At 54.3% G+C, this 23,008-nt stretch carries 23 protein-coding genes and 1 tRNA gene; 19 read left to right on the forward strand and 5 right to left on the reverse strand.

Annotated elements, in window-relative coordinates:
• Window positions 1-73: 73 nt before the first annotated feature.
• Window positions 74-1,486 (forward strand): FAD-binding oxidoreductase, encoded by a 1,413-nt coding sequence (locus tag ACRBB0_RS16145; RefSeq protein WP_431375481.1) that lies wholly within the window; start codon window positions 74-76, stop codon window positions 1,484-1,486.
• Between the two features lie 5 nt (window positions 1,487-1,491).
• On the opposite strand, the gene ACRBB0_RS16150 is transcribed toward ACRBB0_RS16145, so the two are convergent.
• Window positions 1,492-2,337, reverse strand: coding sequence for a lytic transglycosylase domain-containing protein (locus tag ACRBB0_RS16150; RefSeq protein ID WP_431375482.1), 846 nt, complete (start codon window positions 2,335-2,337; stop codon window positions 1,492-1,494).
• Window positions 2,338-2,687: 350 nt separating this feature from the next.
• Here ACRBB0_RS16150 and ACRBB0_RS16155 point away from each other — a divergent pair, with 350 nt between their 5' ends.
• The 14 genes from ACRBB0_RS16155 (at window position 2,688) to ACRBB0_RS16220 (ending at window position 15,201) form a co-directional block, all read left to right on the forward strand.
• Window positions 2,688-2,867, forward strand: a complete 180-nt coding sequence (locus ACRBB0_RS16155; protein ID WP_299930108.1) for a Flp family type IVb pilin — start codon at window positions 2,688-2,690, stop codon at window positions 2,865-2,867.
• Between the two features lie 86 nt (window positions 2,868-2,953).
• On the forward strand, window positions 2,954-3,136 hold the full coding sequence (locus tag ACRBB0_RS16160) for a hypothetical protein (protein WP_431375483.1): 183 nt from the start codon (window positions 2,954-2,956) through the stop codon (window positions 3,134-3,136).
• A 191-nt stretch (window positions 3,137-3,327) separates the two neighbouring features.
• A complete protein-coding gene (gene cpaB, locus ACRBB0_RS16165) occupies window positions 3,328-4,185 on the forward strand; it encodes a Flp pilus assembly protein CpaB (RefSeq protein WP_431375484.1) in 858 nt (285 codons plus the stop codon).
• Between the two features lie 203 nt (window positions 4,186-4,388).
• The gene (locus tag ACRBB0_RS16170) at window positions 4,389-5,807 is read left to right on the forward strand and encodes a type II and III secretion system protein family protein (protein WP_431375485.1); all 1,419 of its coding nucleotides are present in this window, start codon (window positions 4,389-4,391) and stop codon (window positions 5,805-5,807) included.
• A gap of 16 nt (window positions 5,808-5,823) precedes the next feature.
• Window positions 5,824-6,504, forward strand: a complete 681-nt coding sequence (locus ACRBB0_RS16175; RefSeq protein ID WP_431375486.1) for an OmpA family protein — start codon at window positions 5,824-5,826, stop codon at window positions 6,502-6,504.
• Window positions 6,505-6,741: 237 nt separating this feature from the next.
• Complete coding sequence (locus ACRBB0_RS16180) at window positions 6,742-7,989, forward strand: AAA family ATPase (protein ID WP_431375487.1); 1,248 nt, start codon at window positions 6,742-6,744, stop codon at window positions 7,987-7,989.
• Between the two features lie 15 nt (window positions 7,990-8,004).
• On the forward strand, window positions 8,005-9,453 hold the full coding sequence (locus ACRBB0_RS16185) for a CpaF family protein (RefSeq protein ID WP_431375488.1): 1,449 nt from the start codon (window positions 8,005-8,007) through the stop codon (window positions 9,451-9,453).
• Between the two features lie 5 nt (window positions 9,454-9,458).
• Window positions 9,459-10,424 (forward strand): type II secretion system F family protein, encoded by a 966-nt coding sequence (locus tag ACRBB0_RS16190; RefSeq protein WP_431375489.1) that lies wholly within the window; start codon window positions 9,459-9,461, stop codon window positions 10,422-10,424.
• Between the two features lie 12 nt (window positions 10,425-10,436).
• Window positions 10,437-11,408 carry a type II secretion system F family protein gene (locus ACRBB0_RS16195; RefSeq protein WP_431375490.1) on the forward strand — a complete coding sequence of 324 codons (972 nt, stop codon included), beginning with the start codon at window positions 10,437-10,439 and terminating at the stop codon, window positions 11,406-11,408.
• 2 nt (window positions 11,409-11,410) lie between these two features.
• Complete coding sequence (locus ACRBB0_RS16200) at window positions 11,411-11,992, forward strand: tetratricopeptide repeat protein (protein ID WP_431375491.1); 582 nt, start codon at window positions 11,411-11,413, stop codon at window positions 11,990-11,992.
• 15 nt (window positions 11,993-12,007) lie between these two features.
• The gene (locus tag ACRBB0_RS16205) at window positions 12,008-12,859 is read left to right on the forward strand and encodes a tetratricopeptide repeat protein (protein ID WP_431375492.1); all 852 of its coding nucleotides are present in this window, start codon (window positions 12,008-12,010) and stop codon (window positions 12,857-12,859) included.
• A 14-nt stretch (window positions 12,860-12,873) separates the two neighbouring features.
• Complete coding sequence (locus tag ACRBB0_RS16210) at window positions 12,874-13,407, forward strand: prepilin peptidase (RefSeq protein ID WP_431375493.1); 534 nt, start codon at window positions 12,874-12,876, stop codon at window positions 13,405-13,407.
• 144 nt (window positions 13,408-13,551) lie between these two features.
• Window positions 13,552-14,865 carry an ATPase gene (locus tag ACRBB0_RS16215; protein WP_431375494.1) on the forward strand — a complete coding sequence of 438 codons (1,314 nt, stop codon included), beginning with the start codon at window positions 13,552-13,554 and terminating at the stop codon, window positions 14,863-14,865.
• Between the two features lie 259 nt (window positions 14,866-15,124).
• A tRNA-Met gene (locus ACRBB0_RS16220) sits at window positions 15,125-15,201 on the forward strand.
• Between the two features lie 268 nt (window positions 15,202-15,469).
• Here the strand turns inward: ACRBB0_RS16220 and ACRBB0_RS16225 are convergent.
• Window positions 15,470-16,219 carry a DUF1013 domain-containing protein gene (locus tag ACRBB0_RS16225; RefSeq protein WP_431375495.1) on the reverse strand — a complete coding sequence of 250 codons (750 nt, stop codon included), beginning with the start codon at window positions 16,217-16,219 and terminating at the stop codon, window positions 15,470-15,472.
• 285 nt (window positions 16,220-16,504) lie between these two features.
• On the opposite strand from ACRBB0_RS16225, the gene ACRBB0_RS16230 reads away from it, so the two are divergent.
• Window positions 16,505-17,155 carry a ribonuclease T2 family protein gene (locus ACRBB0_RS16230; RefSeq protein ID WP_431375496.1) on the forward strand — a complete coding sequence of 217 codons (651 nt, stop codon included), beginning with the start codon at window positions 16,505-16,507 and terminating at the stop codon, window positions 17,153-17,155.
• Between the two features lie 12 nt (window positions 17,156-17,167).
• Entirely contained in the window at window positions 17,168-17,497 is a 330-nt protein-coding gene (locus ACRBB0_RS16235; protein WP_431375497.1) for a DUF1294 domain-containing protein, read from the forward strand.
• Window positions 17,498-17,583: 86 nt separating this feature from the next.
• Here ACRBB0_RS16235 and ACRBB0_RS16240 read toward each other — a convergent pair whose 3' ends face one another.
• Window positions 17,584-18,261 (reverse strand): methyltransferase family protein, encoded by a 678-nt coding sequence (locus tag ACRBB0_RS16240; RefSeq protein WP_431375498.1) that lies wholly within the window; start codon window positions 18,259-18,261, stop codon window positions 17,584-17,586.
• A gap of 310 nt (window positions 18,262-18,571) precedes the next feature.
• Here ACRBB0_RS16240 and ACRBB0_RS16245 point away from each other — a divergent pair, with 310 nt between their 5' ends.
• Window positions 18,572-19,090 carry a helix-turn-helix domain-containing protein gene (locus tag ACRBB0_RS16245; RefSeq protein WP_431375499.1) on the forward strand — a complete coding sequence of 173 codons (519 nt, stop codon included), beginning with the start codon at window positions 18,572-18,574 and terminating at the stop codon, window positions 19,088-19,090.
• On the opposite strand, the gene ACRBB0_RS16250 is transcribed toward ACRBB0_RS16245, so the two are convergent.
• A complete protein-coding gene (locus ACRBB0_RS16250) occupies window positions 19,087-19,725 on the reverse strand; it encodes a sulfotransferase family 2 domain-containing protein (RefSeq protein ID WP_431375500.1) in 639 nt (212 codons plus the stop codon). The genes ACRBB0_RS16245 and ACRBB0_RS16250 overlap by 4 nt on opposite strands.
• A gap of 101 nt (window positions 19,726-19,826) precedes the next feature.
• On the opposite strand from ACRBB0_RS16250, the gene ACRBB0_RS16255 reads away from it, so the two are divergent.
• A complete protein-coding gene (locus ACRBB0_RS16255; protein WP_431375501.1) occupies window positions 19,827-21,449 on the forward strand; it encodes an AMP-binding protein in 1,623 nt (540 codons plus the stop codon).
• 211 nt (window positions 21,450-21,660) lie between these two features.
• Here the strand turns inward: ACRBB0_RS16255 and ACRBB0_RS16260 are convergent, their stop codons facing one another.
• Window positions 21,661-22,767, reverse strand: a complete 1,107-nt coding sequence (locus ACRBB0_RS16260) for a hypothetical protein (protein ID WP_431375502.1) — start codon at window positions 22,765-22,767, stop codon at window positions 21,661-21,663.
• Between the last annotated feature and the right edge of the window lie 241 nt (window positions 22,768-23,008).

Here is a 23,008-nt window from a genome sequence, read left to right on the forward strand (position 1 = left end):
CCATTTGGAAACACCAGCTTGGGTTACGCCCCATTGCAGGGTATTGCTAAGCCACCCAATTTAGGACCCGCGCATGCCCCTCAATCCCGCTGACGACATCTTTGCCCAAGCCCTAAGCACAATCCTGCCCCCCGACTCTGTGCGGCCAAGTGAACCGCGTCACCTCGAAGAACCGCGTGGCCGTTGGCAGGGATGCTCATCCTGGGTCGCCCTCCCCCGCAGCACCGAAGAGGTTTCGAAAATCGTCAAAACCTGTGGTGCGAAACAGGTTGGCATCATTCCCTATGGCGGCGGAACCGGCCTTGTGGGCGGGCAAGTCGCACCAAAGGGGCCCGCGCCTTTGCTCTTGTCGCTTGAACGCATGACGGCCATCCGCGCCGTCCATCCGCTTGAAAACGTTGCCACGGTTGAGGCCGGTGCTATTTTGGCCGACGTACAGAGCGCAGCGCTTAACGCCCAACGTCTGTTTCCGCTGTCTCTCGCGTCAGAAGGGTCGGCGCGCATCGGAGGTTTGTTGTCGACAAATGCCGGCGGAACCAATGTGTTACGCTACGGCAATGCCCGCGACCTCGTCTTGGGTCTCGAGGCTGTTCTGCCGGATGGCAAGATCTGGAATGGTCTCAAACGGTTGCGCAAGGACAATACCGGTTACGATTTGCGCCATCTCTTGCTTGGGGCCGAAGGCACTTTGGGCATAATCACCGCAGCCAGCCTCAAACTTTTCCCACGCCCCAGCACAGTGGGAACCGCTTTGTTGACCGTCCCGTCTCCGCAGGCCGCATTGTCTTTATTGGCCATGGCGCGTGACAGGATGGGCGACACTGTCACCGGATTTGAGTTGATGAACCGCACCGGGTTTGACTTTCTGTCCGAATGCCTCCCCGATATTCGCCAACCTTGGAAGCAAGCCCCGGAATGGACGGTGTTGATAGAAATCAGCCTGCCCACAGGCCTTTCGCCACAAGACGCGCTTGAAGAAATCTTTGCTGAAGGATTTGAGCAAGAGTTGGTGACCGATGGCCTGATCGCGCAATCCCTCGCGCAGGCTCAAAGCTTTTGGGACATGCGCGAACATATCCCGTCAGCCAACCGAGCGATTGGAGCGATTTCCAGTCATGACATTTCTGTACCGCTCAGCCTCCTGCCTGATTTCATAGAAAGGGCTGGAATGGCTTTGGCTGATCTGGGGGATTTTCGGATCAATTGCTTTGGTCATTTGGGCGACGGGAATTTGCATTATAATGTCTTCCCGCCCAAAGGCCGGGATCGCGCTTTATGTAATGACAGGCGTGACGCCATCAAAACCTGCATTCATGACCTCGTGCATGCCTTGGACGGATCGATCAGCGCCGAACATGGCATCGGTCGTTTCAAAATTGACGATCTCGAACGGTATGGCGATCCTGCAAAGCTGGCTGCCATGCGTGCGATTAAAACAGCACTGGACCCCACGGGTATTATGAACCCCGGTGCCGTACTGCGTTGATTTGATTACTTCGAGATGCGGAATACACAGCCGTCTGACGCCAATTGTGGCGGCGTTAGGCACAAACCGCTGGCGACCTTGAACGCCGCCAAAACTTTCGGAACATAATCACGTGTCTCGGAAAAGGGCGGCACGCCATCATGTTTTCCAATCGAGTTCTCGCCAGCATTGTACCCGGCCAACACCAAAATCGGATCACCGTCAAACTTGGTCATCAGAAAATCGAGGAACTTTACCCCGCCTTTGATATTCTGCACCGCATCCAGACTGTCGGTCACACCAAACCGTTTGGCAGTATCGGGCATCAATTGCATGAGCCCTTGCGCGCCAGCACCGCTCACGGCATCAGCTTGACCAGAGGATTCGACGGAAATCACCGCCAACGCCAATGCCGGTGACACTTGGGTTCCAATCGTTTGCATTAAGATGTCGCGCCCATGCCGCTCCGCAATTTCTTGTAGGCTCTGAAGCCGCGGTGAAGCCACCGACTGCCCTTGCGGACCTTTGGTTAAACTGGCCAGCGCCGGTTCCAACCGCCCGGCCCCGGTTGTTCCGAGACTTGGCGACACCTGATCCCAGAACCAAGAATACCGAGACGATGGTTTTCCACTGTCTTTTACGTCTGGCGCATTCGGTGTTGCTGGCGCTGCAACATCTGCTTTGGAATTGGGAAGCGGCGGAACAGCAGGATTCGCCCGCGGGGCCACTTGAACAATGCTGCGGCGGTCACCGGGCTTGGGCGGCTTAAGCCATTTTGCCGATCGCCCGCCCGAATCCGCTTGAGCCTGTGCCTGTATCGGCATGAAAAGCGCCGTCGCAATCAATGCGACAGAAAAAAATCGTATCACCATGTCTCTGCTCGCCACCTTCGTTGGGTGTGTTTTTTCCATATATGGCACAATCAGGGGCTTAAATCCATCTGTGTCTCTGAACCGTAAACATTGTGCCACAGTCAGGTACCCAAAAGGATAGGTTTTCCCTAAACTTTTAACCTTCGTTAACTTTTAAATCCTTTATTTTCAGCCTGTTATAAAAACTTTCAGCAATTTTCTCCGAAAGCTAGAAAACACTGCAATCGGGTCAAATTCTCGCCCCAATGCAAGGCGATAACGTCTTCATACCGCAGCGGACGGGGCAAGTGAGAGAGGCCCACAACGTTCAACACGGTGAGCAAAACATGACTAATTCTGGAGAGAGACCAATGATCAAATTCATCAAAAACTTCCGCAAAGACGAAGCTGGCGCCGTAACTGTAGACTGGGTTGTTCTGACAGCCGCTGTTGTTGGTCTGGCCATCGCCGCTTACTCGACCATCGAAACAAACGCCACCACACTGATCACCGCTGCAGGCGGCGCAGTTGCGGCTGAAAACGACTTCTAAGTCGCGCTTTAGCTAACGTATGAACCTCTTGGACAGGCCAACCTGTCCAAGAAAAATACCCCCCAATCAAAAGCAGGAAAGGGTTCATGATGCTAAAATTTTTTAAGGCATTCCGTGATGACCAATCTGGCGCTGTCACAGTAGACTGGATTGTAATTACATCTGCAGTGGTCGGTATGTCAGCCGTGGCTTTCTTCACCGTTGAAGATGCATCATTCGCACTGATGGACGCCGCTGGCACAGCAGTCGCTGCTGAAAACGACTTCTGATCCCCTATTCCCTACGCATCGAAGGCTGTTCCTCATCTGAGGGGCGGCCTTTTCTCCTATGCGGTTCTTGCGGTGCAAAGTTTCACGGAAGAACCGCCATCAGGGCCACTTTTGGCCACAATTGACGATCAAACTAGTACTTGGGCAAAAAGCCGTTTGGGCTGCCCTGAGGTTAGAAACGAGGTAAAAAAATGCGACTTGTTTTCGGATTGGTGCTTATTGCTGGGCTGGGGCTGGCCGGATTTGCCGTCTACATGGCGCAAAATTACATCGGAGCCTATGAGAACGCACTGCAACAGGAACGCGCCAAATCTGTGGCGTCGATCCCGACACAGCAGATTTATGTCACCAACCGTGCAATTGCATACGGTGAGGTGATCCTTCCTGAGGATATTCAATTGGCCCCCTGGCCCACAGAAATCCTGCCAGAAGGGTATTTTGACGAGGCCAATCCAGCCGCCACCGACGGTGAAACACCACGTGTTGCCATGCGCCAGTTGGAGAAGTTTGAAGCATTGATGGCCATCAAGCTGTCTGAACCCGGCGGCGACGCGGGCCTGACATCGCGCCTTAAGAGAGGCCAGCGCGCTTACGCCATTAAGGTTGATGTTGCGTCAGGTGTTTCCGGCTTTTTGCGCCCTGGCGACCGTGTCGACGTCTATTGGACAGGCCGCATTCCAGGTAACAACCCAAACTTGCCAAAGGGTGATGTGACCAAACTCATCGAAACCGGCGTTGGCCTGATCGCGATTGACCAAATGTCTGAAGCCGAAAGCTCCGCAGCCACCATCGCTCGAACTGTCACCGTTGCCGCAAGCCCACAGCAAGTTGCCGCGCTGGCACAGGCCCAGAAAACCGGTCAACTGTCCTTGTCCTTGATGGCCAGCAACGACGATACTGTTGCCGAAGCCATCGAAGTCGACCAGTTGTCACTCTTGGGGCTTGAAGAGGTCACCGAAGAAAAACCAGCCAGAGCGTTGCAAACTTGCACACGCACCGTACGCCGCGGCGTCGAACGTACCGAGATACCGATCCCTTGTAGTAATTAAGGGCATTTCAACGACTTGACGTAGACGGGCACCCCAATCGGTGCCCGTTTTTCGTGTGTCATTTCCCGATCTGTTGCGAGTTATCCACATAAATCTAACTTCCGAAGTCATTGATTCTTGCAAAAAATCCGAAACTGGCGCAGGTTTAGACAAAATGCAGGCAGTAAGACCTGCGAACGAGGCGTGATCGAAAGGCAGGTCACATGAAAATTGATAATTTCATGAAAGCAGCCCTACTTGGGCTGACATTGGCTGTGGCTCCGGCTGCATCCATGGTACAGGCGGAAACGCTGCGCGTCGTAAGCAGTGGGACGCAACAGGTGCTGAACGTGCCGATGAACCGCGCGGTGGTGGTGGAAACCGACCAGCCCTTTGAGGACTTGTCGATTGCCGCTCCCTCTATTGCGGATATCTCGACACTCTCCGATCGGTCTATTTATGTCCTGGGCGTATCGCCGGGCACGACGACGCTGACCCTTCTGGATGGACAGGGGCGGCTGATCGCCAATGTGGATGTTCGGGTTGCTGCAGACGTTACTGAATTCAAAGAACGTCTGAGACAAATCCTACCAGACGAAAAAATCGAAGTGCGGACTGCCAATGACGGGATTGTCCTGTCGGGCACCGCATCGTCTACGGCCCGCATGCAGCGCGCCTTGGATCTAGCGGAACGATATGCCCCGGAACGCGTGTCCAACTTGATGACAGTTGGCGGCATCCAACAGGTAATGCTCAAGGTTCGCTTTGCTGAAATGCAACGGACTGTTGGCAAACAGCTGCGCGCGTCTTTGGCGACGGGCGGTTCGGTTCTTGGTGGCGACTTGGGCCTCGAAATCGGCACCGGCAATGCGGCCCCAGGGGCCCATGTCGATCAGGTTGCGAACAAACTCTTCCCCGAAGGGATCGACACCGAAGGTGCCGCCTTGCTTGGGTTCAACATGGGGGGGCTCGAAGTTGGGATCCTTCTGGAAGCGTTGGAATCCAAAGGCGTCGTTCGCACATTGGCCGAGCCAAATTTGACGGCTCTCTCCGGGCAAGAAGCCAAGTTTCTGGCGGGCGGTGAATATCCGGTGCCCGTGTCTCAGCAAAACAACACGATCACCATCGAATTCAAACCATTTGGCGTTGAGCTGAACTTCATTCCACGCGTTATGGATGGCGATCTGATCAACTTGGAAATGGAAGCGGCGGTTTCGTCTATCGACAACACGAACGGCATCAGCCTGTCGGACATCACCGTTGCTGCGTTCAAACGTCGTGAAACCCAAACAACGGTTGAGCTGCGCGATGGGGAAAGCTTTGCCATCGCGGGTCTGTTGATGGATGACTTTACCGACCTGAATGGTCAAGTGCCTTGGCTTGGCGATGTTCCGGTTCTGGGGGCCCTGTTCCGCAGTGCGGAATATCAGCGCGAACAGTCCGAACTTGTTATTATTGTGACCCCGCACCTTGTGACACCAACACGAGGCGAAGCTCTGGCTTTGCCGACAGATCGTGTCACCCCACCGACCGAACGTGATTTGTTCCTGCGTGGGCGTGTGGCCGGAACACCAAAAACTGGCGCAGCCGGAGAGGTGGCGAAACAAGATTTCACCGGCTCTTACGGCTATGTGATGGATTAAGCGGAGGCTTGGACAGATGATCAGGACCACCATAACCGGCATCGCCATCAGTTTTGCACTGGCTGGCTGCGGCAACGACCCGGTCGCCGGGGCATTTCACCGCGAAGCGGGTGCCCTGATTGACACGGGCCATTTCGGCAACGCCACAATGCACAACACCCAAATCATGAACGGAGAAAAGCAATTCGTTTTTGACTTGTCTCAGCGCTTTGCCTCCGAAGTCATGACCACGGTGAATTTTGCCTTCAACAGCTCGAAATTGGATGCGGGTGCGATTGATACGCTACGCGAACAAGCGCGCTGGATTCACCAATTCCCCGAAGTCCGTTTTAAGGTCTACGGGCATACTGACAAAGTCGGCGGCAATGGCTTTAACAAGAGTCTCGGCATGAACCGGGCGCGAACTGTCGTAAATTACCTTGTTTCTCAAGGTATTGACCGCAGCCGCCTTGAGGCCGTCGTAAGCTATGGCGAAACTCAACCTCTGATCGTGACCGATGGCCGCGAACGTCGCAACCGCCGCACAGTCACCGAAGTCTCGGGTTTTGTCGGGCGTCATCCGACCGTCATGGATGGGAAATACGCCGAGGTTGTTTACCGCGAATATGTTCGGAGCGCCGAACCCACAACCGGACTAACCGGATTGGCTGGCAGTGATCTCAATGTTGACCAGGGTGCCGATGGCGGCGACGGTTAACCCAAATATGTTTTTGTGAACAAGGGCGCCCTACTGGGGCGCCTTTTTGTTTTCACCGTCCAGAAATACCGTACAATTTCGGCTTTTTGGCCCCAATGTTGCCGCCTTTCCCGGTCAATTTCCTTGGCAAAGGATCAAAGCATCGCAGTGAGTCGGTGCATCGGGTTCGGAAATTGGGTGGCGAATGAGCAGTTTCTCCACCTTTCCGCTCCGGCCCGTAGGAAAGGACGTAAGGCTATGACGAGTGTAACACCAAACCAGACAGACCCATTACCGATTGCGGCCTGTACAATTAGCCGCGATGTACAAAACTTCGATCTCCTGATTGAAGATATGGAAACTATTCTCGGCGAGAGTTGGGGGGATCTTGGTTTCGATGAAGCCCTAGCCTTTCTCAACCAAAAAGAAGCTGAGGGTTTGGAATTTGTTGCAATGGCCATCGACGCCATTGATGAGCCCGACCTCACCTTACTTGGTGGGATCATTTCCGGGGCCAAAGCACGCGGCATCAAAGTTGTCCTTATTGCCGAAGACGTCACGCCAGCCTCGCTTCATCAACTGCTGCGTCAGGGCGCGGACGAGTTTGTCCCCTACCCGTTGCCTGAGGGTGAACTTGCCGCAGCGGTCGAGCGGATGCGCAAGCCACCGGCTCAACCGGTGCACCAGTCGCAGGACACCAGCAAAGACGGGGTCAAATTAAGCGGCGGCGGCGATGGAGTTTTGATTGCGGTCCAAGGGCTTGCTGGCGGAGTTGGAGCCACCACAATGGCGGTCAATCTGGCCTATGAATTGGCCACGATGCGTGACGAAAATGCCCCCAAGGTCTGCCTGATCGATTTTGGCCTCCAGTTTGGCACCGTCGCAACCTATCTGGACTTGCCGCGCCGCGAAGCCGTGCTTGAGCTGCTTTCCGATGTTGAAACCATGGATGGTGACAGCTTTGGCCAGGCCCTCGTCAGCTATGAGGAAAAGCTTCAGGTCTTTACCTCGCCGTCTGACATCTTGCCATTGGACATGATCGGCCCAACCGAGGTTCAGGCCCTGTTGGATGTGGCGCGTGATCATTTTGATTACGTCATCGTCGATATGCCAAACACCATCGTGCAATGGACCGAAACCGTGCTGAACGAAGCCCAGGTCTATTTTGCGATGGTCGGGCTCGACATGCGCTCGGCGCAAAATACGATGCGTCTGAAACGCGCTTTGCAGGCCGAAGATCTGCCCTATGACAAATTGCGCTACGTGTTGAACCACGCTCCGAAATTCACCGATCTTCAAGGCAAGGGCCGCGTAAAACGCATGGCCGATGGGTTGGGCATCGCGCTGGATCTACAGCTGCCGGACGGCGGCCGCCCAGTTGCGCAGGCCTGTGATCATGGTCTGCCGCTGGCGAACCACGTTCCCAAAAATCCGCTTCGCAAAGAATTTGTAAAACTAGCAGCTCAGCTTGATGCGATCGGCAATTCCGACGCCGAAGCCGCTTGAGAACGAGGAAAATAAATGTTTTCGCGCTATAAGAAAAACCAGGTTTCCGAAGCGGCACCGGTAAAAGCCAAGGCTCCGGCCGCTGCCCCTGCCCCGGCAGCTGAACCCCCTGTAGAACCAACAGCTACGCGCCGCGTTGTGCAGCCTAACACGCCAGCCCGCGTTGCTCCGGCTGACAAAGAAAAGAAACGCAAAGAGCGTCTGGGCGAAATCAAACTGGAAATGCACCGCGCTCTTCTGGAAAACCTGAACCTCGCCGCGCTTGACGCCGCAACCGAGGCCGAGCTGCGCGAAGAGATAACCGACATCACCTCTGAAGTGCTTCAGGAAAAAGGTGTTGTTCTGAACCGCGACGAGCGGCGGGCGATGATCGCGGACCTCTATGATGAAGTGAAGGGCCTTGGCCCGCTTGAGCCTTTGCTCAAGGATGAATCAATTTCGGATATTCTGGTTAACGGTCCGCACCAGATTTTCATCGAACAAAACGGCAAGCTGTCGGTTTCTGATGTGACCTTCAAAGATGAAAAGCACCTGATGCGGATCATCGACAAGATCGTATCAGCGGTGGGACGTCGTGTTGATGAAAGCAACCCCTACGTTGACGCCCGTTTGCAAGACGGTTCGCGTTTCAACGCCATGGTTCCGCCAGTTGCGATTGACGGCTCGCTCGTCTCTATTCGTAAGTTCAAAAAGGACAAGCTGGGCATTGATGACCTGGTGAACTTTGGGGCCTTTACCGAAGAAATGGCGGTCTATTTGCAAGCCGCCGTTGCCACCCGCCTCAATATCATTGTGTCTGGTGGTACTGGTTCTGGTAAAACAACCACGCTTAACGCGCTGTCATCCTTCATTGATGACGCCGAACGTATCCTGACAATCGAAGACACTGCGGAACTTCAGCTGCAGCAGTCGCATGTGGGCCGGATGGAAAGCCGCCCGCCAAACGTCGAAGGCAAAGGCGCGGTAACCCCGCGTGATTGTTTGAAAAACGCTCTGCGTATGCGTCCTGACCGGATCATCGTTGGGGAGACGCGTGGCGAAGAAGTTATCGACATGTTGCAGGCGATGAACACTGGTCACGACGGTTCGATGACGACGATTCACGCCAACTCGGCGCGCGACGGTGTTGCGCGATTGGAAAACATGATCGCCATGGCCGGGATCGAAATGCCGCTCAAAGCGATGCGCGCACAAATTTCATCGGCTGTGAACCTGATCGTGCAGGCATCCCGCCTCCAGGACGGCTCGCGTCGGATGACCTCGATCACCGAGATCACCGGGATGGAAGGCGATGTGATTTCCATGCAAGAAATCTTTCGTTTCCAACGCGTTGGCCTGTCCCCTGACAACAAGATCCTTGGCCACTATACCGCCACCGGCGTGCGTTCGGCGTTCTCAGAACGCTTCCGCATGTGGGGCTATGACGTGCCGTCCTCGATCTATGAACCCTTCCGAGCGGAGTAAGAACAATGCTCAGTGCAGCCCCAATTATTTACGGCATGATCTTCCTTGGCGTTTTGGTCATGGTCAACGGCATCTATCTGGTGGCCTTTGGCAAATCGATCAGCCTGTCCAACAAGGTTAACCGCCGCCTCGAAATGCTCGACAAGGGCGAGCGCCGCGAAGACGTTTTGGCCAAACTCCGCAAGGAGATGGACCAACACATGAAATCGCGCTCCTTTCCGCTCTATTCGCTCTTGGCGGACAAAGCGCAAAAGGCCTCCATCGCCTTTACCCCACAACAATTGATCATGGTTATGGGCGTTGCCACGGCTGGGGCGTTTCTTGGCCTCACTATCGGCACCGAAGCGTCGCTTCCGGTGCGCGTGATCATGGCCGGGGTCATGGGGATTGGCGGCGTCTATATGTGGGTCAATCACAAGGCCAAAAAGCGCCTGAGCATGATTGAAGAACAGTTGCCAGACGCTGTTGAACTGATGGTGCGCTCTTTACGCGTTGGTCACCCGTTCAGCTCAGCCATCACAATCGTGTCCAAAGAGATCAAAGATCCGCTGGCCACCGAATTTGGCGTGATCGCCGATGAGGCCACCTATGGCCGCGACGTGGGTGAAGCGCTCAAACATATGGCCGAGCGTCTTGATATGCAGGATTTACGCTTTCTCGCGGTGGCCGTGGCCATTCAACAGCAAGCCGGTGGTAACTTGGCCGAGATCCTCGAAGGTCTTGCCAAGGTGATCCGCGCCCGTTTCCGTCTGTTCCGCCGCGTCAAAGCGATCACAGCCGAGGCGCAATGGTCTGGTAAATTCCTATCGGGCTTCCCGGTTGGTGCGCTGATCTTCATTCAGGTCGCCAAACCCGATTATTACGACGAAGTGCTTGACCATCCGTGGTTCATTCCAGCCTGCTTTATCGTGGGTATCATGCTGACGCTGAACGTTTTTGTGATGCGTGCGCTTGTGAACATCAAGGTTTAAGGGAGCCAAGACATGTTTGAACAGATCAACACAATGATCACCGATCTGCTTGGCCCGGCTGGCCCGTTGATTGTGGTTGCCGGACTGGCTTTTGTCCTGATCCTCGCCACGATCCCGATGATGCTGAACGCCAAACCCGATCCGATGGACAAGCTCAAAAAATCCGCCCAGGATCGGATGAATGACGATACCAAGGCGGTCCTTCGGGAAAAGAGCAAGAACCAAAAACTGAACAAATATTCTCAGTTTCTTGAACCTCAGGATGAAAAAGAGCTGTCCGACATTCGGATGAAACTCTTGCAGGCTGGGTATCGCACCAAAGATGCGGTTCAGATCTATTTCTTCGCACAAATGGCGCTTGGCTTGCTGCTTTTGGGCGGTGGTATCGTCTACTTCCTGATGTTCGTGAATGGCCCCGAGGCCACCATGCAACAAAAGCTGATGTACATCCTCATCCCCGGCGCGGTTGGGTACATGGGCCCCAAATACTGGGTGAACAAACGGGTCGAAAAACGCAAAGAAGAAATTCAAAGTGGTTTTCCAGATGCGCTTGATATGATGCTGGTTTGCGTGGATGCGGGTCAGTCGATGGACCAATCCATCGTGCGGATTTCAAAGGAACTGCGTGCGTCCTACCCTGCTTTGGCCGATGAATTCGAAATCATCAGCCACGAGATGAAAGCCGGTAAAGACAAAACGCAGGTTCTCAACGATATGTCTGAGCGTTGTGGTGTCCAGGATGTGAGCTCATTTGTAACCGTTTTGAACCAGGCACAAACCTTTGGTACGTCGATTTCTGATGCCCTGCGGGTCTATGCCGGCGAAATGCGTGACAAAAGGGTCATGCGTGCTGAAGAAAAAGCAAACCAGTTGCCGACAAAGATGACGCTTACCACTATGATGCTGACAGTGCCGCCGCTGTTGATCATCCTTGTTGGTCCCTCTGCGGTTGGCATCACGGAAATGGGCAATATCGGACAATAATCATGCGTTTGGCCCCTTTAGGCGCCGCACTATCAGTCTTGACCCTTTTGGCCGCCTGCGATCTGGGCGGCCAAAACGCGTCTGACGGATCACCTTTTGCGCCAGCACTGGATCCCCGCGGAGAGGCCGTTGACGGCTTGGTGGTCGGACACCGACTTATGGAAGCGCATCAATACGAATTGGCCCTCGACGCCTATACGCGCGCCGCTGGCCAAAAGGGCCTCACAGGCGAGGTTTTGGTTGCGCTCGGCTCGGCAAATTTGGAACTTGGCCGCCTGCAACAGGCGGAAAAGCAACTGCGCCGTGCCATCAAGAAAGAGCCAGATTGGCCCGAAGCCTGGAACAATCTGGGGGTTTTGCTCATCGAAAAGGGGGAAATCGCTGAGGCGGTCGGCGTTTTGCGTCGCGCATTTGCCATGGATAATGGCGAAAGTGACGCAATTCGTGACAATTTGAGGTTGGCGATAGCTAAACAGGAAAATTCTGTTTATGCTGAAGACTTAGAACAAGATTACACGCTGGTGCGACGAGGGCGCGGACAATACACGATCCGCAGCGCAACAGCAGATGAGGCAGAGCAGTAAAAGGACGCAGGCACAATGCGCCACTTGACAATTGTATCTATCGCCGCGGCAGGAATTGTCGCGCTATCGGGCTGTGAAAAAGGCATCGATACCGCTGAAATGGAACGAAAATTCCAAGGCGTGAACGTTGTGGATGAAACCAATCTCAATGAGGTCATGCTCACGGTTGGTGACCCCAATGAAGCGGTGAATTATTTCCAACGCGCCTCCTCCGCGGATCCGGACAGGATCGACTTGATGCGCGGATTGGCCCTTTCTCTGGTGCGCGCCAAGCGAACCAACGAAGCAAAGATCGCCTGGGCCAAAGTGGTCGATCACGAGGATGCCACCAATGACGATCGCGTCAATCTGGCCGATGCCTTGATCCGATCCAATGAGTGGGACAAGGCGGAAAAGGTCTTGAACGCGATCCCTCCGACCCACGAAACCTTCAAACGTTATCGTCTCGAGGCAATGATTGCTGACGGTAACAAGGATTGGAAAAAAGCGGACAGCTTCTATGAAATTGCGGTTGGGCTGACGACAAAACCCGCCTCGGTTCTGAACAACTGGGGGTATTCGAAACTGTCGCGCGGTGATTACCCCGCAGCAGAGCGTTTGTTTAATGACGCTATCCGCCAGGACACCACCCTGTTTACCGCCAAAAACAACCTTGTTCTGGCGCGCGGGGCTCAGGGCAAATACACGCTTCCCGTCGTGCCAATGACACAAGTGGAACGCGCAGAGTTGCTCCATTCCATGGGCCTTGCGGCGATCAAACGCGGCGATGTGGAAACCGGAAAAGGTCTTTTGCGCGATGCGGTTGAAACCCATCCCCGTCACTTTGAGGCGGCCAAAACAGCGCTTGATGCGCTCGAAAACACCTAACCGGCCTGTCTGAGATGCATATCCCAGCGTTTCAAGCTGCCTTGTTTGCGATCTTTGTGATCCCAATCTGGCTGTACACATTTTATGTGGACATGAAGCTCAAGAAGATCAGTAACCTGACTGTTTGGGCCTTGTTTGCAGTCTTTGTTGTGATCGGCATTTTCACGATGCCGCTGATGGAATACCTGTGGCGCTTTGCCCATTATGGCGTTGTTTTTGCAGTGGGTTTCCTGTTTTGGATGGCCCGTCAGGTTGGCGCAGGGGATGTGAAATTCGCGGCTGTCGCTGCGCTTTTCATCCACCAGGGTGACTTGCGTTTGATGATGTTTATCGGCATCGCGGCCATGTTGGCGGCGACCGTGACAACCCTGCTGGTCACCTTTAGCCCGCTCAAAAAAATGGCCCCGCATTGGGCGACTTGGAAAATGCGTGACCCAGACAACCCAGACTCTGTTGGCGGGGGCAAACAATTCACCCTGCCCATGGGCACCGGCCTTGGCCTGATGGTCTGCGCCTATCTCGTCATGGGTGTCGCGTTCGGGCAGTAAAACAGCGATTTGGGGCCGCGCTGGCCCCAGAACCGCCCCTGTTTTATTCACGCGATGTCAATCAACTTCCGCGATCAGGCCCATATCCTGCCACAAAGCCCGTGCATGCTGCCCCAAAGACCCCAAGCGGCAGGATAACGAGCAATGAATATGCAGACCGGCGCAGTCATGGCGCCCCCCTCCCCCAAGTCATTGGACGACGTCGGGCTGACGGTTGTTATGATGCGCGACATCCTGCTGAAAACGCAGTTTCGCAAAAACATCAACAAAGTCACCGATCTGGCCAGGGCCATCGCCCTACCGGTTCCCATCACCCAAGAGCTGATCGACTTGGCCCGAGGACAGGGCCTTCTCGAAGCGATGGGGACATTGGGTGCCGCCGGTGAAGTGAGCAGCGAAATGCCCTATCAGCTGACGGATCAGGGCAAAGCCCGTGCTCTGGATGCCCTGGCGCAATCAGAATATTTCGGCCCGATGCCGATCCCGCTCGAAAGCTATCGCGCGCAGATGAAGCGCCAATCCATCCGCAACATTCAAATCACCCGCGAACAATTGACCGGTGCCATGGGCCATTTGATCTTACCCGAAGATCTGATCGGCAACCTTGGCCCCGCGGTTGGCTCTGGCCGCTCCATTTTGATGTACGGCCCCCCCGGCAACGGAAAATCCTCGATCTCGAATGGTATTCGTGACGCGATGGGGGACAAAATCTATGTCCCGCGGGCGATTGAATATTCCGGTCAGGTAATCACGGTCTATGATCCAATTGTGCATTCCAAAGCCACGGAAGATGAAGAAAACCCAAACCAGTTGCGCCGCAGGGCACAATTTGACCGCCGCTATGTGTATTGCCAGCGCCCGACAGTGATCACCGGGGGTGAGTTGTCGCTCGACATGCTCGATTTGGTCTACAACCCCACAGCGCGCACCTATCAAGCCCCGCTTCAGCTCAAGTCCTCCGGCGGCATCTTTATCGTTGACGACCTTGGACGTCAGGCTGAGCCGCCCCAGAAACTGGTCAACCGTTGGATTGTTCCGCTCGAAGAGAGCAAGGATATTCTGGCTCTGCAATCGGGTGAAAAGTTCGAAGTGCCTTTTGACACTTTGGTTATTTTCTCGACCAACTTTCACCCAAATGAGATCTTTGACCAAGCGGCCCTGCGCCGGATTTTCTTCAAGATCAAAATTGACGGCCCAAGCCAGGAAAACTTCCTCAAAATTTTCGCGCTGGTTGCCCGCAAGAAAAAGATGCAGTTGGATGAAGCCAGCCTGGTGCATTTGCTCAAGACCAAATACCCGACGATCAACAACAATTTTGCAAACTACCAGCCTGTGTTTTTGATTGATCAGATGATGTCGGTCTGCGACTTCGAAGGCATCCCATACAAAATGACACCCGAACTCGTGGACCGTGCATGGGCGAACATGTTTGTCAAAGATGAAAAGATCGTAAAGTAACGCGGTCACAGCGATCTTCTACACTCCCCCGTTCCGGCGCGTTCCAAGACGGGGGGCATGAACTCAGAGCTTTGAATGCGCCACTCTCACCCGGTCAAACTGCGGTTCTGCCCCCGGTTTTTGCACGTCTAGGCCGAGCGAAAGATCGCTCCTTTTGGTTGAAATTGAGTCCCGCCATAAAACCCGATCTTTTTGACAGTTTTTTGTCGGATTGTGCTTGACGACTCTGCCCCCCTGCCTTACCCACCGCGCACGGTCAGGCGCGGTAGCTCAGTTGGTTAGAGCGATCGACTCATAATCGATAGGTCGGGAGTTCAAGTCTCCCCCACGCCACCACCGTACTTCCTCAAAATCAGCTGACACTTCTGTCACACACATCCGATAAATCGGGTGAGTGGTTTCTTGAATGCGAGATGTCGGTAATCTTACGCCATCCCTTCTCAGGCAACCTTGTGTCGAGCCTCTGACCGCTTCAAACGCACCGTGACACGCCCCGGATTGGCCAAGAACACAACGGTGTTTCCAGAGACTTAAGCTCCTGTTTGAGAAACAAAAAACCCCGGCGCAGTGGCCGGGGTTTAGGGTCATTCACATGAAACGAAGCTTATTCCTTGGCATCGTCGTCTTCATCGCCGCCAGGTAGGTTAAAGAAGCTATCGGCATCCGAATAATCGGCATCGCTCTTTTCGTCTTCATCATCCCCTCGTGGGTCAGACAGGCTAAACGTCTCCAGACCCTCCATGGACGACGGCAGACGTGGCTCTGTTTCCATCTCAAGGCTCTGCTCAGTCGAAACCAGTTTACGACGCTCGTCATCGCTCATCACGGTGCCGGTGGCCTTGGCGGCTTTGGCAACGGCAGCATCCAGCTCAGATTGACGGCACAGCCCCAACGCAACCGGGTCGATGGGTTGCATGTTCTGGATGTTCCAGTGGGTGCGCTCACGGATCGATTGGATCGTCGGTTTGGTTGTGCCGACAAGCTTGGAAATCTGTCCGTCGCTCAATTCCGGGTGGAACTTGACCAGCCACAAAATCGCGTTCGGGCGATCCTGACGTTTTGACAGCGGTGTATAGCGTGGGCCACGGCGCTTTTCTTCGTCATGAGCGGCGGGGTTGAACTTGATCTTCATCTTGTACAGCGGGTCTTTTTCCGCCTTGTCGATCTGTTCCTGTTCGATCTGGTTGTTCGAAACCGGGTCAAAACCTTTGACGCCAACCGCAACATCACCATCTGCGATGCCTTGCACTTCCAGCTCATGAAAACCGGTGAAATCCGCGACCTGCTTGAACGTCAGCGTGGTGTTATCCACCAGCCAAACGGCGGTCGCTTTGGGGTGCAGCAGCTTTGCCATGATGTAAACTCCTTGCGAATTTTGGTCCCGAAATAGCTATATGCCCCGCCCGAGGCTTTGGCCTTGGGCGGCCCCAGCAAGGCCGGGGCGGGTTACCGTTGTAGGGAAACTTGGCCGGTATATAGTGTCAACCCCTGCAAGAGGGAAGGGAAAATGCGCTTTTTAGCAATTTTGCCGCCACTTTTGCCGGTGATTTCCCCCTTAACAAGCGATAGACGCCGCCGCGCCAGTGCTCTACCAAATAACCAAACCCAAAGTCCCTACGCGCGAATGTGGAGTATCGTGATGACCCTATTGAAAACTTGCCTGTCCGCGGCTGCTATTGGGCTGACTATGGTCAGCGGAGCTTTTGCCAAAGGCGACAAATCGGGCGAGTTTGATTATTACGTGCTGGCAATGAGCTGGTCACCCAATTGGTGCGAAATCGAAGGCGATTCCAAACGCTCTGAGCAATGCGAAGACCGTCATGATTACGGCTGGGTGCTTCATGGACTGTGGCCGCAATTTCACCGTGGCTGGCCAAGCTTTTGCCCGACTGTAGAGCGCCAACCATCGCGTGGCATGACCTCTGAAATGGTTGATATTATGGGAACATCCGGCTTGGCTTGGCACCAGTGGAAGAAACACGGCACCTGTTCAGGTCTAAGCGCGCGTGCCTATTTTGACCTGTCCCGCCAAGCCTATGACAGCGTCACCCGACCCGCGATTTTTCGCAAGTTGGACAAAAGCGTCAAACTCCCTGCCTCCGTGGTTGAAGAAGCCTTCTTAAAAGCCAACCCAGATTGGACCGCCGACAACCTGACGATCACCTGCCGGGACGGTTTCATTTCCGAAGCCCGCCTATGCCTGTCCAAGGATCTGCAACCTGTCCCCTGCGGTCGTGACGTGATCAAAGACTGCAAACTAAAAGACGCCTTGTTTGAACCGGTTCGCTAAGAGGCGGCGCTCTTGGTTTTGGGCATAAGCACGTGGGGTCTTCCCGCGCTGATCTATGGATGCGTGATCAACGTCGCGGCGTTTCTGGCCTTCTGGGTCGATAAACGCCGGGCCAAAACCCATGAATGGCGCATTCCCGAGAAAACATTGTTGGGGCTTGCCGTCGCGGGCGGCAGTCCGGGCGCGAAACTGGCTCAGATCAGGTTGCGGCATAAAACGCGAAAGCAACCTTTCGCGACCCTGCTCAACCTGATCATCGGCCTTCAGTTGCTATTCGCGGTGTCGCTCCTCTTTCCGGGGGGTCGCACCGCCGTGATACAGCGCGTTCTAGAAACGCTTTGATCCGGTCATCATTGCGCGTCCAAATCGTCGCGCGCGGGCAGAGATTTGCGCGCTCTCTGCGCATAGCAGTCGAACAGGACGGGCGCTCAATACAGGTATGGGACAAACTTGGCTGTACGCTCTGAATATGATTTGAATTCAGCACCATAGCGCTGCACAAGATAGGTGTCCAATCCGGGAATATGGTAAAAGACAAACCCAACCGTCATCAGAAGCGGAATGGCAAATGCCAAGACGGAGTGGGTCAGTAATGCCCAACCGAAAAACAAGACCGAGTCGCCGAAATAGTTAATATGCATCGAGTGACCAAACAGCCCCAGGGTGTAGGCGCGCCCCTTTGATCCGGGCAATTTCTTCCAGAACCAACGCTGCAACTCAGACCACGTATTGAGCCATGACCCGGTCAAAACCAACGCAACGGCCCCCAAATCCAGCGCCGATAACGCGGAAGGCTCACCGCCAAACGCCTTCCCTCCGAGCAAAACAAAACCAATTTCAAACACTGCTATAAAGCCCGAAAGGCCAAGCACTTCCGACCACGCAACGTTGCGTTTTAGCAATACAAACAAGGTGATCAGATGGCGTAGGAAATACAAAGCCGCGCACAGAGCCAACACTTTGGCCCGAATTGGATCCCCCAGAGAAAGGCCTCCAAAAGCCACCCATGCACAACAGGCCACGATACTCCCATGCAAGGCTGCAAACGCCCATTTTTGACGCAGGGAAGGATCGTGCTCTCTTGAAACCCCACCGGTTTGTGCCATCAAATTCTCCTTAAAATGGTTTGGCTCCCGTCACTCAGAACGTGACAAAGGTTAAGAAAAGACCCTCACAGGTCGGGTCGTACAAGGTGATGTGCCACTGACGGCACCGACTTTTGGACCGCGCAGCAAGCCCCCTGCCTTTTGTCGGCAAAACACCCCTCTCATTGGGGCACCCGCAACCAAATGGTGCCGCCTCATGACAGTAAAATTGCGTCCATTACCCTTTTTTCGTCCAAATGGTCCAAAACAAACCCCTATGGACTTAGCTGCCCATTCCTGTCAATCTTTTTCGACCAAACGGACCATAAACATGCCAAAGATCATTGATCACGACGCCTATCGCCTGCAATTGGCAGGGCAAGCAGCCGCCCTTTTTGCCCAAAACGGCTATTCTGGCTTGGGAATGCGTAAAATCGCCGACGCTCTCAACATTTCAAAAAGCGCGCTGTACCACTACTTTCCGACCAAAAAGGATTTGTTCCTTGCCGCCACCGCCGTGGCGACCACGCCGCAAGAGGCGACTCCAAGAACCGGAAGTCCGACAGATCAAATGATGGATTTGGCGACCGGGATGCGGGATGGGTTTGCCGCGGAAATGGCGCTGGTTTTTGACTATATCCGCGCCATGTCACCCACACAGGTTGCACAAGATCCGGCGATGGTACAGGCCATCGAAAACTACCGCTCTGAAATCACCGCGATCACCGGAGCGGACAAGTCCGACGAAGCGCTCACACTGGTGCTTGGCGCTTTGATGTTGGATTTATTTGCTGGGGGGCATTGGCCAGCTGATGCGCTGCGAGAGCGCTTTGATCGTCTGCTGGCTTAAAAGGCATATCCGAAACGGGCGATATCTTCGGCGCATAATCGCCCGACGAGATCACGTAAATCATCATCGTAATAGCTCCGATACCCCGCCCGCTCTGAGCGGTTTTCGTGGGGCAGTTCGGGGGTGAACCCAAGGTGATCCACCAAGGGCTGCATGTCTTCCGCCAACCGTTCCAGCCGAATAAAACCGCCGCGCTCACGCCCGGTTGCGTCGCGCATATAGCGCCCATAAGGCCAGGCGATCAGCGTCGACATCGTCAAACGATTTCGCAAAAATCCACTAAAGTTCAAAGACTTTGCCAATGTCACAGCGGGGTGATCAAAGCTTTGCTCTTGTAGCCAATGGTAATAGCTCACCTGACGATCCCACGGATTGCGCACAAGGGTAAAACAAAACATCTCACCAATCTGCCCAGCGCTAAACGCACCATCAATGTCGGACAGGCTCGAATGTTTCCAAAGCCGCCCTTTGGCGTTCAAACTCTTGACGCGGGCGCGGCGTTTGCGCGCTTTGGGCGTATCGCCGATCAAAATGTCATCACGATGCGCCCGCTCTTCCAGCGCCAGCGCCATCGAGGTGCCGCCCGTTTTCGGAATATGGACAAAAATGAAACGGCGGCCGGGTGATATGATCATGCGCGCACTGTAACGCCGCAATCCCCAACAAGGAATCCCCCTTTTCACCAAAGGCTTCCCTGCGCATAGTGACCCAACCACTTGAATGACGGAGGAACATCATGGGCTGGATGCGTGACGAAACAGGGCTGGACAAAAACGACGCCAACTATGTGCCGCTAACGCCTTTGTCATTTCTCAAACGCGCCGCAACGATCTGGCCTGATCACTTGGCCGTGGTCTATGGTTCGCATCGCAAAACCTATGCCGACTATATCACCCGTGTCACTCGGCTTGCCTCTGGTCTGAGCAAACTGGGCATCACTCCGGGCGATGTTGTTGCGACGATCCTACCCAATATCCCGGCCCAAGCCGAAGCGCATTTCGGCGTGCCTGCCTGTGGCGCAGTGCTGAACGCGATCAATACCCGGCTCGATGTGGATACAATCACCTATATCCTTGAGCACGGCGAGGCCAAGGTGGTGCTTTGTGATCCGCAATTTCTACCGGTTTTGGCCCAGGCGGTTGAGCAAATGGCCACCACCCCGCCGCAGATCGTCGAAGTGGCCGATGATCATGCCGGTGTCCACGCCCATGGTCATTATATGGAATACGAAGATCTTCTCGCATCCGGTGACCCGGATTTCGACTGGATCATGCCCGAAGATGAATGGGAAAGCCTTGCGCTCAACTATACCTCGGGCACCACCGGGCGCCCAAAGGGTGTGGTTTACCATCATCGCGGCGCGTATCTCAACGCAATGGGCCAGGTGCTGAGCTGGCGCATGACATTGCACCCGATTTACCTGACCATCGTGCCATTGTTTCATTGTAACGGCTGGTGCCACACTTGGATGATGCCCGCCCTTGGTGGGACGGTGGTTTGCTGTCGCGATATCACCGCAAAGGCGATCTTTGATGCCATTGCCGACCATGGTGTGACCCATTTTGGCGGTGCGCCAATCGTATTGAATATGTTGGTGAATGAACCTGACGCCCAGCGCCCGGTTGATCACATTGTCGAAGTCTTTACCGCCGGTGCCCCACCTGCCCCGGCCACGCTGGCCAAAATCGAACCAATGGGTTTCAACGTCACGCAGGTTTATGGGCTTACCGAAGTGTACGGCCCGGCCACCGAATGCACATGGAACCCGCGTTGGGATGATCTTGAAGGCGACGAACGCGCTGCGATCAAAGCCCGACAAGGGGTCGCCATGCCCTTCATCGAAGAGGTGCGCGTGACCGATGAGACGCTTAACGACATTACCCGTGATGGCAAAGCCAAGGGCGAAATCATGTTTCGCGGCAATGGGGTTATGAAGGGCTACCTCAAAAACCAACGTGCCACGGCAGAGGCCTTTGAGGGGGGGTATTTCCATTCCGGCGACATCGCCATCCAACATCCCGATAGCTATGTTCAGATCGCGGACCGCGCCAAGGACATCATCATTTCAGGTGGGGAAAACATTTCATCGGTCGAGGTCGAAGCCTGTTTGATGAATCACGAAGCGGTGTTGCTGTGCGCCGTGGTGGCCAAGCCTGATGAGAAATGGGGCGAAGTGCCCTGTGCGTTTGTTGAACTCAAAGACGGCCACAGCGTCAGCCCGGAGGAGATCATGCGCTTCTCAAAAGATCGGCTGGCCGGGTTCAAAACGCCCAAGGCAGTGGTCTTCCTAGAGCTCCCCAAAACCTCGACCGGGAAAATCCAGAAGTTCGAATTGCGTCAAATGGCAAAATCTCTTTGAGGCCCTGTATCCCCAATCATGTATCACAAAACATGTATTCCCAATACATGCGCCTTAAATCATGCCCCAAAGACCATGCGCGAAAAAATAGCGCCGGGAGATGGGTTTCCCCTCATCCCGGCGCGACTTCATAGAAAAAAGCCAAACACGGCGTCTCACACAACACACTCACACAGAATGAACTTGTTGATTTTTGCCCGAAATTTCAACTTCATCTTTCTTCATCTTTGATGAAGTCCCGGTTTCGCAAGACCAAATCCTGCTTTTTGAGACCGCCAAGTTTCAAACGCGCCGATTTCCAAATATCTGCATTTGCGCGCACTGAAATCCCAAATAACGCCGCGCCATCTTTGACCTGTCCGCCTTGGGCCAAATGGCGCACCAATAGCTTTTCACGCTCATTCAAATCGGCATGGTTCCAATCCGGTACCTCAAGAGCAGCAGCTTGTTTGCGAACAATAAAAACAATGCGATAGCCATCCTCTTCCCCCGAGAGATGCTCTAATCGCACGTCTCTGGCGACGAAAGGCTGCCAGTTTTCCATGCCCACGCCACCGTCCAGGTTGGCGACATCATGCAACTTTGAGGGCAAATAGCGCTGCCACGTTTTGGGAAGCTGCAACTTTGATTTCGGTTTCGCCACCACGGTCCCCGCGGCAGACAATTCGGAGGCCGCAGGATTAACATCAGACACAACATTTTGGACATTCAAGACGATACAAGGGTCCGACATATAATCCACAATCGAAGGAACCGGACGAAAACCTGATCGGGCTATAAAAACATCGCGGCCGGCCGTCCACATCGCCGACACATCTGCCAAGACAGATGCAAGGCGTTGCAAAACGCCATCGACATCGCGCGCCTGATCCGCATCCAAATGCAAATTAAGCGCGGTCCAGCCGCTCTCGTCCTGATCAATTTTGGCAACGATGCAATCCACAATTCCCTGGGGTTCAAGCCACTGCCAAAACGCCGTTTCACGAAGCTGCTTTATCGGCAAGAACCGTTGCATCGCATATGGGGTATAGGGGAAATTCTGTGCTTCTATTTGGTTCCAGGGATCAACGGCCCCGAATTGTGTCGCAAAACTCTCGACGTCCTGCTTGGAAAACCCATAGATCAAAGGGCTTTGCCATTGGTCTCGAACCTGTGTTGGAATAATGATTTGCGCATCTTTTACAGAGCGTCGTGAAATCAACGCCTTGGACGCCCCGCAATAGTCACATAACTCTCGAAGGGCATTGTTCCACTCATGGGAATCCAAAACAGTCCTAGCCAGTGCCGTCAATAAATCTGCGGCTGTGACGTCTTTCATCAAATCTTTCCTGCCGTAAATGCCAGACGAGACTAACAAAGCCGCACACATTCGTGAAAGCGAATAAAGGACGCAGGGGCAATTCTGTTGAACGGCCCCGGATGCGGAACCCCATGCAATTTCGACAATGAGTTATGGCCCTTTGGGCTGAAGCTTGGGCTGAAATACGCATCGCCTCTCTCGGAGTGACCAAGAGAGGCGATGGCTTTGGGGTGAGGGGAAAAATACTACAAGCGTGAAC

It is taken from the genome of Pelagimonas sp. (assembly GCF_050633425.1).
In the GTDB taxonomy this organism is placed as follows: Bacteria; Pseudomonadota; Alphaproteobacteria; order Rhodobacterales; family Rhodobacteraceae; genus Pelagimonas.